The sequence below is a fragment of the Candidatus Nitrospira nitrificans genome, from assembly GCF_001458775.1.
In the GTDB taxonomy this organism is placed as follows: domain Bacteria; phylum Nitrospirota; class Nitrospiria; order Nitrospirales; family Nitrospiraceae; genus Nitrospira_D; species Nitrospira_D nitrificans.
Window position 1 is genome coordinate 436,448 of record NZ_CZPZ01000001.1, and the last position, 11,852, is coordinate 448,299.

Here is an 11,852-nt window from a genome sequence, read left to right on the forward strand (position 1 = left end):
CTTGACCCCTTCTCATTGAGAACTGTATAACCACTGACGCTGGTACGTGCTGGGCAAAAGCGCTGAGTGCTGAGACGAGACGCCATCCACCACTATCGTCGTCAAGCTAGCCCTTTACCTCAGGACTTATATTTCGTCGGTACATAAGCAGGCGCCCGTAGCTCAATGGATAGAGCATCTGACTACGGATCAGAAGGTTACAGGTTCAAGTCCTGTCGGGCGCACCACACCGCATCTCGTGCGTGCCGCGCGCTATCTATCATCTTCTCGTTTCTGTTGGGCGCGGATAAGCACCTTCAGTAGTCTTAATTCAATTCCGATCGCTCGCTCGTGCCGGAAGCCCATCCAGCCTCCCCATCTCCTTGGGACCGAAGATCAACAGGTCAATTCGCGGATGGATGCATCACACTCAGCCGGTTCTGACCGAACAAGGGATAACACAATGCCCTACTCAGTCGGGTACGATTTCGTTCCGGCTTAACTACGTGCCGCCGCCCGGGCAAGTAGTTCCTTTTGCAAGATTTCGATATCGGCCTTTGCGCCCAACGCGAGCTCCTCCACCTTGCGTTCACTCTCCGGTCCAGGCACATGGGAAAACTCATGGCAGTCTTCATAGGCCTGCTCTGTGGTACCAGTCGCTCTGATTATCATACCGGCGATGACTCCTCCAACAATCGCCGTGGCGAGCGTCATCGCGATGCCCACGAGTTGAACCCCAACGACACCGGGCACCACGGCAATCGCGATCAGTCCACCCAATAGCCCGGGCATCCCATGCAGATTGTGGACGCCGCAGGTATCAATCAATTTAATTTTTGATTCCAGCATGGGCTGAATGAACACAAACCCGATCACCGAAAGCGCACCGGCAAGCAATCCGATCCCAAACGCGCCTATGGGGCTCACAAGGTTGCAAGTCGATCCAATGGAGACGCCACCCGCCAATGCCGCATTGGCCATATCCACCATCGACGTTTTTCCATGATGAAAACGTGTGCTGAGGAAATAGGTGGCGAGCGTGGCTCCGCTCAGAGCAAGGATCGTATTCACGATCGTTTGAGGCATTTGCTCGAACGGCACGATCGCGGTCGCAAAACTCGGCCAAAACAGCCACAGCACCATGGACCCGAGCATTGCGAACCGATCAGACGTCGGATCGGATTCAATCGGCTGACTCCGCTGCTGCGCAGTCGTCAGCACCAGAGACGCGGCTAGTCCGAAATAGGCACCGAATGCATGGATGACGATCGATCCGGCCGAATCCTGAAACCCCTTGGTAAGGCCTGAACCATTATCCAAGACCAAATATTCGTTCAGCGCATAGAGCGGCACCAACAACAGCGTGAGTAGGGCATATTGAAATACCCGCAAGCGTCCGAGCACCGCCCCCATCGCGATCAACGCCGTCGCCACCGAAAATTCAGCCAGCATCAAGGTCTCGACTGAATGGGCCTGTATCGAATGCCCCACCACTCCGTTCGCCCGCAACAACATGTACAAAGGTAGCCCCGTTGCGACGACGAGATAGGTGCCGGTCGTGGCGCCGAAGCCATACCGTCGGACGAACACCATGAGAAAGCCGAACCCGACGACCAGCATGGCCAGGATGTGAATCGAATAGTTATATTGCGCGACCAAGCGCGCCTCATTCACGGCACCAGCCGGCTCCTCGGCACCGACCCAACTTGTCACACACAAGAGAAAGAGACTTGCTGCGCTGAGCATCGTCAACCAGAAGCGGTTCTGCATCGAGTCCTCCTTGGACAGTAGGAGTGAATGGGGGGATCTAGGGGTGGCAGTGTACTCCACCGGCAAGCGCTTTTGTCAAACCCCACCAAAGGCTTGCTCGCGTGGCCGATAATCCAGATGCAGAGGCAATACGCCGGCAGGGAAACGAGGACCAATGCTCAAGTAGGCGATAAACCAATGAAGTGTCGGTTTTGGAGAAGCGCCTGCGGCTTGTGGTGAGATGACCAGGCCACGGCCGACGCAATCAACATGGGCGCGCCGACCGTGCTATCAGCGCATCACTTACCGGCTCCAGACGATCTTCCGCGGCATTCACAGGATCAACGAACTCGCGCATGACACCAACCCATTTCTCAAAAGCCCTGGGTTCAGGACACATCCCCGCCCGTACTTCCGGGTCAGGCACCGACAACCCATTCCGACCGCCGGCTGCCTGGCCCAAGCGTGAAGGGCCGCAAGCATGGAGCCGACGTTCATGCCATCGGTCGGCTCCGCCGATTCGTTTCGTTCAAGTGGCGATTTCTCAACCGACGGCCCTCAGCAGATGACCGACGCGCAATCCCGCACCATTTTTTACGGCCCGCTAGACAGCAGGACTTCCCTGAGTATAATGGCATCAGTTCATGCCTATGATCGGACTTCCGCTACTACTCATTAGTCTGCTGACACTCTTCTCTCATCCGACCTCGTCGTGGGCTGGAGCGAAGTATGAGGAGGGCCTCAAACAGTTGGCGGATGGGGTGACTGAAGGAGCTGCCAAGGCGAAAAAACAGCGCCTGGCTTTTATCGACTTCACCGATGGGAAGGGAGAACCGACTCCGATCGGACAGTTCCTTGCCGAAGAACTCGGAACACAGATCATGGTGGGCGGTGAATTGACGGTGGTGGATCGCGCCCTTACGTACTCGACCCTGAAGAAGTTGCACGTCGACCACATCGACTCGGCCCATGCGAAGACCATACGGCAGGCGGCCAAAACGATACGAGCCGACCTGTTTGTGGGCGGCGTGATCCTCGACACGCCCGATGGCCTACAGGTCACCGTGCGGCTCATCAGCCCATCGAATACCCAGCCGATCCGCGCGATACGGGGGATGCTGCCCAAAGCCGGTCCCTTGAACGCGTTCTTTAAAAAAGAGGAGGCGCCGCAACCGATCGTGAACATTGAGAGCCCCAAGGAGACTCCGGCGGCGATAGGGTTAGGGACGTACCGGAACGAACACTACGAAATGGTGGTCCGATCGATCGAACGACAGGCCACCCGAGCCAAGGTGGATCTCACCATCGAAAACCTTTCCCGGCGCGATGTGAAGCTCCTCTGTCATTTGCAGGGAACGGTCCTGACGGACGACCAGGGAACAGCTTGGCATCAAGGCGTTGGAGACAATCGAGAAGGTCTGTGTACCCGTGGCGTCGAACTCTCCCCTCGCCGAAAGGAACGGGCCGTCCTGACCTTCACCGGTCCATCGGAGACAGCGGCCACTCTATTCACACTTCATTTTCGCGAGACGTTACCGAGACGAGACGCCTCCTTCGTCATTGATGGTTTAAAAGTTACCTCGCCGTCGGAACCTACGCAGACGACGCCGTAACAGAATGCTGAAAAAGTCCGCCGCTACGTTCTCACATCGTTCAGAGGCTCAACGCCGAAGCGTACGCCTTGCCTCTTCGCTCGCTGCAGACTTGCCTGCGGAGAGGCGCCTCTTGGCCCTCGGCTTCGCCGCGAGGCGAGCTCGTCTTGATGAGTCCGCGAGGCGGGCGAAACGGGCGCACCGGGGCCTGGCGGATGAGAACAGCAGATTTTTTGAACATTCTGGAGTTATTCTGAGAGCCATATTATCGGCAACAACTGGGATTTTCGCAGTCTGGTAAAGGATCGCATATGTCAAAGACCTTGAAACAAGTGCTGACCGTCGCGGGCTCGGATTCCGGCGGAGGCGCCGGTATCCAAGCCGATATCAAAGCCATGTCCGCCAACGGCGTATTCGCCATGTCTGTCATCACGGCGATCACGGCCCAGAACACCGAAGAGGTAACGGATGTTCTGGAATTGCCGTCGTCCATTATCGCCTCGCAACTCGACGCGATCTTCGACGATTTCGACGTCGCCGCCGTGAAGACCGGAATGTTGTCCTCGGCGGCCATCGTGGAGGTGATCGTCGCCATGCTGGCGCCTCAGCACATAACCAATCTGATCGTGGATCCGGTGATGATTTCCAAGAGCGGTCATTCTCTCTTGCGACCGGATGCAGTCGAAGCGGTCAAGACCAGGCTGTTGCCGCTCGCATTGGTTGTGACACCGAACGTGCATGAGGCCCAGCAACTGTCGGGAATTGAGATCACTTCGTTGGCCGATGCTCGTCGAGCCGCCAAGGTCATTCATGGCTTCGGATGCAAATATGTGCTGATCAAAGGCGGCCATCTCCTCAACGAACGAGGGACGGACGTGCTCTATGACGGACGTTTCTTCAACATCTTGAAGGGGGAATTCATCGAAACTCGCCATACGCATGGCACCGGCTGTACGTTCGCCTCCGCGCTGGCGGCGCATCTGGCACGAGGACGATCCGTCCTCGATGCGGCGCAGGCCGCAAAGTCGTACGTCACCGAAGCGATCCGCCATGGGCTGGCAATCGGTCATGGACAAGGCCCCACGGATCATTTTTATTTCCTGGAGCGATAACGGCACCTCAATGTCGGCACGAACCTATCCGCCCCTCTCATTGTGCTTCGCCGGACTCGGCTGGTTGGTGCTTGCTTCAATCCTCGGGGCGGCGATCCTCATCGGACTGATTCACGGCACTCCGCTGCCGCCATGGGTCCGAGCGTTCCATGTCCATGCGGTCTTGGTCGGCGGCGTGGCCCAGATTCTTCTTGGTGGATTTCTCCTCTTCATCTCCCCTCCTCGCTCGGCTGACCGAAAAGAAACGGAGTCGCATCCCCTGACATTCTGGGCGATGAACAGCGGTTTGGTTGGGATGCTCGTGGGGTTTTGGCTGCATCGGTACATGGTCGTAGGTTTCGCCGGATTCGTCGTCATTGCCGCGTTTCTCTCCGCCATATACTCCATTTGGAGCCGGACACATCGCGCGGGACAATCATCCATCAACCATTCGTGGTATTACGCGCTCTCTCTCTTCGCCCTGATCGGCGGATCGATCTGCGGTTTGATCATGGCGTTTGGGTTGATGCCGGAATCCTATGGCTATGCGCGGCTCGCACACATCCACTTGGTGGTGCTCGGCTTTGTGGTGCTGGCAATCATCGGCATGATCCACCATATCCTCCCGAAAGTCTGGAGCAGTCCTTCCTTGAGCCCCAAGCTCGCGCAAACGGCGATGGTCCTGATGCCGCTCGGCGCCGCTGTCTTGATCGGCGGATTCTTGAACTCATCGGTCCCTGTTGAAATGGCCGCCGGCGCCATGCTCTTCATAGGCGGGGTCCTCTGGGCCGGCAATCTGCTTGGAACCTGGCGTTCCTCGACCCACACCGGCAGCGCCGCCTCGGACCATCTTTTGGTCAGTACCTTCTTTCTCCTGCTCACCATCATCCTCGGCGCCCTTGTCGGAGCGAATCACCTCTCCAGTCCCCCGCGGCTACCGTACGGCACGCTCCACCTCGTCGCCTATACACATATGACGTTCGTCGGCTTCATCATGAATGGCATCATGGGCGCGTGCTCCTACTTCATCCCCCTCACCCTAGCAGCCGATCGTGTCCCCAATACCAAGAAACGCGGGCCGTATCTTGATCAGCTGAACGGTATCATGAACCGCTGGAGCACCGTTCAAATCGGCGCGCTCAGTTTGGGAACCATGGGACTTGGCCTCTTGGCCGCGTTGACCTGGAATGTACCGCTGACCTCCCTCTACATCCCTATCGCAACCTGGACCAGTCTCGGCCTCCTCATGACCGGCTTGACTCTCTTTTCAGTCAAACTGACCTCGATGATCGTCAAGCAACCGGACCGGCTTCGGACAGGACAGACCTCCGCCGACGAGCTCAAACTCACGGCGTGAACGTCCGGCCAGGTATCCCCCGTCCTGACCGCAGACACCGACTCTGATACAATCCCCCCTCATGGAAGAACGCTTCTCATTTCTTGATCCTCACGGTCATCGAGTCGCCGGTCTCTTGACCGTTCCCGACGGAGGAACGGATAAGATTTCCATCCTGTGCCACGGATTCCTTTCATCGAAAACCAGCTCGACGAACAAAACACTCACCCGCCTGCTGATCGACCAAGGCATCGCCACGTTTTGCTTCGACTTCTTCGGCCAGGGAGAAAGCGAAGGCCCGTTCGATCAGCTGACCGTCGGTTTGGCGGTTGAACAGGCACGGAGCGCGGTCGATCTCATGAGAGCGCGTGGCTATCGGCACATCGGCCTGATGGGATCGAGTTTCGGCGGTCTGGTCTCGATTCTGACTGCGTCACAGCGGGCGGACTTGGCCTGCCTCGCCTTGAAATGTCCTGTCGTCGACTTCGCCGAGGAGCTACGGCTCGAATTCGGAGACGATGGAATGGCGCGATGGAAGGCAACCGGCACGATTCCGAACATCATGGGCGGCCCCGACCGAATCACGCTTCACTATGCTTTTTATGAAGATGCGCTCCGGCAGATCGCCTACGTCCCCGCGCGATCGATCACGGCTCCAACCGTCATCGTGCAAGGCGACAAGGACGAGCATGTCCCGCTGCATCAAAGCAGGCGGCTCTACGAAGCGTTGCGGGTCAAAAAGCACCTCGAACTGTTGCCCGGCGCCGACCATCAGTTCACGAAGGGGACGGACTTCACGAGAATGACTCTGACCATTGCCGATTGGCTGAATCGGCACCTGTCCACCGCTCAGTCATAATCAGCCATCCACAAACGAACGACGGAGCAGCGCTCAACCGAGGATGGGCGTGGATAGATCTGGCGGATGAGTTCGAGTCTAAGTTGCCGGATCCGGCGGCTCAGGGTGCTGAATTTCTTGGAGCACAAACTGTTTCGGAAGCAGGACGGGCAAAATCACCCCGATCGGATCGCCGCGCTTGATCGTCGTGGGCTTGTGCAACTGTAACAGAAAGTTGGCGGTGAAGGCTTCGTAGTCGGGCAACCAGGCATACTGATTCGGCGTGCGTTTATACTCCTGCGTCTTGATGCCCTCCCAGACGGTAAACGTCCGGTCCGGATGATGATAGAAGTGGTTGGGCAGATCCTTCATCATTAAGCCGACATGTTTGGGATAGTAGAGACGGATTCCGCAACAGAGCTTGGGATACCCGCTGTTTAGAATCAAATCGACGTACATCCCGGAAAATGTCTTGTAGCCGAGCAATCGCTCTTCCGGCGCGATCGGCGGCGATTGCCACTGGACCCCTGACGCGGTGCGGCGCAATTTCACATCGGCGGGACAGCGGATGAGCCAGCCATAGTTGCCCACAGTCCGGACCGGCCCACAGTCGTCCGGCAACACCTTGTAACCACCGGCAGCCAGCGCCCGCTGTTCATCCAGCGTCATGTGACTCAACATCGGCCGGTGAGGGTGAAAGTCCAGCTTCAGCCGCTCCGGAGGAAACGCGGTGGAGTACTCCCGCTCCCAATAGATGACAATCTTTTCGGATTCATCATCCGATGTCGTCGATTCTACGGTTTCTTCTTCCATGGGCGCTGACAGTAATCGAATGGGCTAGGCGGACACAAGAGGCTAATCAGCATGGCATGGGGGATGGGGGTAATGTCCTCACATCAAGCGGCCCTCAACTTTTCACCGATTTCCTCCGAAAAGGCTGTGTCGCTCCGCGGGTGATGCGCTGCCTTCTGCATCCGCCGGCAGAAACGGTGCTGCGCGTGCCGTGAATCGCAGGACGGAAACTCCGGTCTGAAAGTCCAGGATCAATCTTTTGCTTGGTCTTCCTGCACGCATCATGAAAGAACGAAGAGGAAGGAGAGTCGTGAGCGATGCCCAAGATCGATGAACTCTTTCGCATGATGATCGAACAGGGGGCGTCGGACCTTCATCTGATTGCAGGGCACGTCCCGACCTTTCGCATCAACGGTGAATTGGAACGCCTGCCGGGCACTGCGGCGCTCGACAACCAAGAGCTCCATGACCTGCTCTATGAGATCACTCCGAGTCCGAAGAAGGACGTGTTCGAATCGACGGGCGATGTGGACTTTGGGTATGAAATTCCCGGATTGGCCCGCTTCCGTTCCAATTTCTTCAACCACAAACACGGGATGGGGGCGGTGTTTCGGAAAATTCCCACCACCATCCCCTCTGCCGAAGAGTTGGGCTTACCGCCCGTGCTGACACGCGCGGCGATGTTGCGGAAAGGGCTGGTGCTGGTCACGGGCCCGACCGGCAGCGGAAAATCGACGACGCTGGCGGCGATGGTTGATTATGCGAACCGCCACCGGAAGGATCACATTCTGACCATCGAAGATCCGATCGAGTTCGTCCATCAGAGCAAAAATTGCATCGTCAATCACCGAGAGATCGGCTTACATACCATCACATTCGGTTCGGCTCTGCGGGGAGCCCTTCGTGAAGATCCGGATATTATTCTCGTCGGCGAAATGAGAGACCCGGAAACCATCGCATTGGCGGTGGAGGCGGCAGCAACCGGGCATCTCGTGTTCGGAACCCTGCACACGGAGAACGCCGCCAAAACGGTCGACCGCATCATCGAAGTCTTTCCTGCCTCGGAACAGCCGCAGATCCGCAACACCCTGTCCACGGCGCTCCGCGTCGTGGTCGCGCAGAACCTTTTCAAGCGAATCGACCAGAAAGGGCGATGTGCCGCACTGGAAATTTTGGTCTGCACCCCGGCCGTCAGCAATTTGATCCGAGACGCCAAAACGGTCCAAATCGCTTCGCAGATGCAAACCGGGAAAAACGTCGGCATGCAGACCCTGGATGACGCGATCCAGGATCTCCTCGCCAAAAAATGGATCTCGCCGGAAGAAGCGTATGAGAAATGCATCGACAAGAATCGCTTCGCCAAACTCCTCAAGACCCCGCCGGATGTGCTGCAGTAGCTCTGGGGCGAGACTGTGGTTAGGCCGCCTGAAAATGCGAGACTCTCACTGGATTAGAGGAACGCACTTGCGGATAGGACCCACCGGTCTTGAAACTGTAGAATCTCTATATTTTTCGAACCTGCTGCATAAACCTAATCACCGAATTCTAACTTTCCGTGAGGTTTCTTTGAACATGTCATCGCCACTCATCCCATTCTTTATGGATGGACCGTGTGACGACCTGGGATACTGTAATACGCGTGATCATCCGCTCGGTGGCGAACCACCCCGATAAATCTGGCGATGATTTCTCGGTTCTTCACAACCCTCATGCCCAGCGCCCTCTCGACCAGACCGTATTTGGTTGGTGCGAACAGTTCACATTTCTCGATGAACAGCTGCATCGATCCCCACCACTCCCAACCACACCATAGCAACCACGGCCCCACCCTGCTCACGAACTCCTATGGCCTTCCTCATCCTCATCTAACCTCGCTACCTATGAAGGAGTCGGTTATAAGCGGTCGTGAACATCCCCTCGTCACTTATCTCACCGCGACACGACGTTGAAGGTATCCCCAGCAAGAATCAGCCCCTCGGTGCCGTCTGACAGCTTGACTTGGAACGCGTCAAAGTCCTTGCCCTGATAGACCCCAACGGTTCTTGCCGTATCACCTGCCGTCAGCGTGACGATGACGTGACCTGGCTGAACGCCGGCAACGGCATTGTCAGGAGAAGGAGGGACCTGGTCCATGCTGTGGACTTCCGTTGGTTTCTCAATCACGAGAATGGCCTCACGATTGTTGCACCCAACCGGGATTGTGACACTCAACGCTAATAGAGCGAATGCAGTGAGGTGATCACGGAATCGTCCTGAGATAGTGTTCAAGCACATAATCCTTCGCATCTCACTTCCTTTTCAGCCTCCACTCAATAAATAATTCCGCCCACCACCCAATGTCGATCATCAGGGATATCAATCAACAATCGTGTCAGATTCATACGGGCCAGCTGGGACCCGATTTCATCTTCTGTAAATGCCGCAAGCAGCGAATTGTAGAAGTCCCGTCGCAAGATGTCCGGCTCATGAGCCGCGTATTGATCGACAATGGCTTGTGCCGCCTCCGGCGAGTCGGGGCGGAGCAGATCCATCACCAACACCGGCGCGCCGGGTTTCACCAACTGACGAAGCTTCTGCCAGAACTGCAACGGGTTCGGAAGATGATGAAGCAGACTATTGGAAATCGCAGCATCGACGATTCTCGCGCCGGCGACCTCTTCATATCGCTCACATCGTAATGTGATGCGGTCGGCCAGACCCACTTGCTTCACCGCTTGCTCCCCCAACTGAATCATCGGCGCCGAGGCATCGATGCCGATGACCTGGCAGGTTGGATACAGGTTGGCGAATCGAATCGGAATATCAGCAGGGCCGCAGCCGAGATCCAGCACCTTTCCTTGCAAAAACTCCGGAAAGTATTCCTTGAATCGATCGACGAACCCTTGATTCTCTTCCGCAAAGTCAGCCCGCGCGTAGGCCTCGGCTTGCGTCGGATCATCCATGAGTTCCGGTTCGAGTATGCGATCCATCATTTTCGTCCCTCGTCGTTCGTGAAGCGTATCTCGCATCTCGCAAACAAGATGAGCCTAATCTCTTTTTGCCATGCGCTTCACACTTCACGAGATACGCTTCACGGCTCCACCACCACCGCGTCGCCCGGCCGCACCACGCCGCCACGCAACACTTTCGCATAGACGCGACTCCAACCGGGATTGAGCTTCTGAGACATACGCGAAAAGTCCTCATCCCGAAACCATCGCCCGTTGTGGGCGCAGGGCGTCGTATAGCTGGTCACTTCGAGCTCGACATCGGGACCAATCGTCAATCGCACGCCTGGGCGAATCAATTCCCAGTCCAAGCCGGCGAGCGTCAAGTTTTCGCCGGACGATCCTGCATCGATGGGATGACCTTCGTCTTGAAGTTGTTCGATGAGTTCAAGCGAATACACACAGACGGCGCGGTCAGGCCCTCCATGGAACTTCAGATTACGCTGGCGATCGCCGGCTACGCCTTTGTCACTCACCGCCGCCTCCGACACGGGAAGCTTTGGAACCCCGCCGTCGGACACGTTGATTTGATGCACATAGGGATAAGGCAGCCGATTAGACATCACTACATCTCTCCATCGCAGGATTCCGGCCGGATGAATTTCAGCGCCACCCAGCCTTCTTCTTCACGCCGTTCCAAACACACGAGACCCAGACCGGACAACCGATCCATGATCTCAGTTTGTTGCTCGATCAGAATGCCGGAAACCAAGATGCTCGCCCCTCGCAGCGCGGCCAAATCGTCGGCGAGGCCCAAAACCGTCTGCCGATCGAGATTGGCCAGCACAAGATCGATCGTCTGCCGCCTCTCCTGGGGCAGGTCAGCCAACGTCCCGCCGATAATGTCGATCTGCTCATTCAACCTATTCTGGGCAACATATTCCTTCGCACAATCGACCGCAACAGAATCAATCTCGACTCCGATGGCGGAGGCTGCGCCCAGCTTGACCGCAGCCATCGCCAGGATCGCGCTCCCAGTCCCCACGTCCAAGACCTGCTCTCCACCGCGAATGTCTTCTTGCAACCACTCCAATAACATACGAGTAGTCGCATGGTGGCCGGTGCCGAAGGCTTGCTTCGGGTCCAGCACGATCTCGATGTCCTGTGAACCCAACAGAACCGGCTCCCAGCTCGGGCGAATCATCAATCGGCCGATACGAAGCGGCTTCACCGAACGAGTCCAGGCTTCATTCCAGTCTTGAGACGGCACTCGCTGCACCGAGAGAGGGATCGCCAGGCTCGACGGCGCGAGATCCGCAAGGACCGAGCGCACCGACGCCAGCTTTTCGTCATTCCATTGGTCTTCCGTCCAATAGAGATGAACCACGCCCTCATCTTCCCAGGCGCCTTGAACGGCAGAATCATCGAGCCTGCTCAATAACTCGCCGGCATCGAGGCGTTCCTGGATACAGACATCAACCCAGTCCTTCGGCATCGTCATGGCTCACTCATGATCGGCAACACCCGCCCCGCCATGCCGGAGGCCAA

General features: G+C 57.0%; 12 protein-coding genes and 1 tRNA gene. 6 read left to right on the plus strand and 7 right to left on the minus strand.

Annotated features, from left to right (window positions below; translation table 11 throughout):
• The first annotated feature begins 151 nt into the window (after positions 1-151).
• Positions 152-227, plus strand: a tRNA-Arg gene (locus COMA2_RS01880).
• 250 nt (positions 228-477) lie between these two features.
• Here COMA2_RS01880 and COMA2_RS01885 read toward each other — a convergent pair.
• A complete protein-coding gene (locus COMA2_RS01885; protein WP_090894125.1) occupies positions 478-1,749 on the minus strand; it encodes an ammonium transporter family protein in 1,272 nt (423 codons plus the stop codon).
• Between the two features lie 623 nt (positions 1,750-2,372).
• Here COMA2_RS01885 and COMA2_RS01890 point away from each other — a divergent pair.
• The 4 genes from COMA2_RS01890 to COMA2_RS01910 all read left to right on the plus strand — a co-directional run bounded on the left by COMA2_RS01890 (position 2,373) and on the right by COMA2_RS01910 (position 6,606).
• A complete protein-coding gene (locus tag COMA2_RS01890) occupies positions 2,373-3,341 on the plus strand; it encodes a FlgO family outer membrane protein (protein ID WP_139076980.1) in 969 nt (322 codons plus the stop codon).
• Between the two features lie 290 nt (positions 3,342-3,631).
• On the plus strand, positions 3,632-4,432 hold the full coding sequence (thiD, locus tag COMA2_RS01900; protein ID WP_090894130.1) for a bifunctional hydroxymethylpyrimidine kinase/phosphomethylpyrimidine kinase: 801 nt from the start codon (positions 3,632-3,634) through the stop codon (positions 4,430-4,432).
• Positions 4,371-5,768, plus strand: a complete 1,398-nt coding sequence (locus tag COMA2_RS01905) for a heme-copper oxidase family protein (protein ID WP_175304336.1) — start codon at positions 4,371-4,373, stop codon at positions 5,766-5,768. The genes thiD and COMA2_RS01905 overlap by 62 nt, the downstream gene beginning before the upstream one ends.
• Before the next feature lie 61 nt (positions 5,769-5,829).
• Entirely contained in the window at positions 5,830-6,606 is a 777-nt protein-coding gene (locus COMA2_RS01910; RefSeq protein ID WP_090894134.1) for an alpha/beta hydrolase family protein, read from the plus strand.
• A 78-nt stretch (positions 6,607-6,684) separates the two neighbouring features.
• Here COMA2_RS01910 and COMA2_RS01915 read toward each other — a convergent pair whose 3' ends face one another.
• Positions 6,685-7,398, minus strand: a complete 714-nt coding sequence (locus COMA2_RS01915; protein ID WP_090894135.1) for a hypothetical protein — start codon at positions 7,396-7,398, stop codon at positions 6,685-6,687.
• A gap of 296 nt (positions 7,399-7,694) precedes the next feature.
• Between COMA2_RS01915 and COMA2_RS01920 the strand changes: the two genes are divergently transcribed.
• A complete protein-coding gene (locus COMA2_RS01920) occupies positions 7,695-8,774 on the plus strand; it encodes a type IV pilus twitching motility protein PilT (protein WP_090894137.1) in 1,080 nt (359 codons plus the stop codon).
• Positions 8,775-8,974: 200 nt separating this feature from the next.
• Here COMA2_RS01920 and COMA2_RS01925 read toward each other — a convergent pair whose 3' ends face one another.
• The 5 genes from COMA2_RS01925 to COMA2_RS01945 all read right to left on the minus strand — a co-directional run bounded on the left by COMA2_RS01925 (position 8,975) and on the right by COMA2_RS01945 (position 11,805).
• On the minus strand, positions 8,975-9,160 hold the full coding sequence (locus COMA2_RS01925) for a hypothetical protein (RefSeq protein WP_090894138.1): 186 nt from the start codon (positions 9,158-9,160) through the stop codon (positions 8,975-8,977).
• A 146-nt stretch (positions 9,161-9,306) separates the two neighbouring features.
• On the minus strand, positions 9,307-9,645 hold the full coding sequence (locus tag COMA2_RS01930; RefSeq protein ID WP_139076982.1) for a hypothetical protein: 339 nt from the start codon (positions 9,643-9,645) through the stop codon (positions 9,307-9,309).
• A 41-nt stretch (positions 9,646-9,686) separates the two neighbouring features.
• On the minus strand, positions 9,687-10,349 hold the full coding sequence (locus COMA2_RS01935) for a class I SAM-dependent methyltransferase (RefSeq protein ID WP_175304337.1): 663 nt from the start codon (positions 10,347-10,349) through the stop codon (positions 9,687-9,689).
• A 98-nt stretch (positions 10,350-10,447) separates the two neighbouring features.
• On the minus strand, positions 10,448-10,927 hold the full coding sequence (locus COMA2_RS01940) for an MOSC domain-containing protein (RefSeq protein WP_090894143.1): 480 nt from the start codon (positions 10,925-10,927) through the stop codon (positions 10,448-10,450).
• 2 nt (positions 10,928-10,929) lie between these two features.
• Entirely contained in the window at positions 10,930-11,805 is an 876-nt protein-coding gene (locus COMA2_RS01945) for a 50S ribosomal protein L11 methyltransferase (RefSeq protein ID WP_090894144.1), read from the minus strand.
• Positions 11,806-11,852 lie beyond the last annotated feature (47 nt).

Bases quoted from the DNA above. Each gene is read 5' to 3' on its own strand.
- COMA2_RS01940 (WP_090894143.1), bottom strand. From the start codon at position 10,927: ATGTCTAATCGGCTGCCTTATCCCTATGTGCATCAAATCAACGTGTCC.
- COMA2_RS01935 (WP_175304337.1), bottom strand. From the start codon at position 10,349: ATGATGGATCGCATACTCGAACCGGAACTCATGGATGATCCGACGCAA.
- COMA2_RS01945 (WP_090894144.1), bottom strand. From the start codon at position 11,805: ATGACGATGCCGAAGGACTGGGTTGATGTCTGTATCCAGGAACGCCTC.
- thiD (WP_090894130.1), top strand. From the start codon at position 3,632: ATGTCAAAGACCTTGAAACAAGTGCTGACCGTCGCGGGCTCGGATTCC.
- COMA2_RS01925 (WP_090894138.1), bottom strand. From the start codon at position 9,160: ATGCAGCTGTTCATCGAGAAATGTGAACTGTTCGCACCAACCAAATAC.
- COMA2_RS01920 (WP_090894137.1), top strand. From the start codon at position 7,695: ATGCCCAAGATCGATGAACTCTTTCGCATGATGATCGAACAGGGGGCG.
- COMA2_RS01885 (WP_090894125.1), bottom strand. From the start codon at position 1,749: ATGCAGAACCGCTTCTGGTTGACGATGCTCAGCGCAGCAAGTCTCTTT.
- COMA2_RS01915 (WP_090894135.1), bottom strand. From the start codon at position 7,398: ATGGAAGAAGAAACCGTAGAATCGACGACATCGGATGATGAATCCGAA.
- COMA2_RS01910 (WP_090894134.1), top strand. From the start codon at position 5,830: ATGGAAGAACGCTTCTCATTTCTTGATCCTCACGGTCATCGAGTCGCC.
- COMA2_RS01890 (WP_139076980.1), top strand. From the start codon at position 2,373: ATGCCTATGATCGGACTTCCGCTACTACTCATTAGTCTGCTGACACTC.
- COMA2_RS01905 (WP_175304336.1), top strand. From the start codon at position 4,371: ATGGGCTGGCAATCGGTCATGGACAAGGCCCCACGGATCATTTTTATT.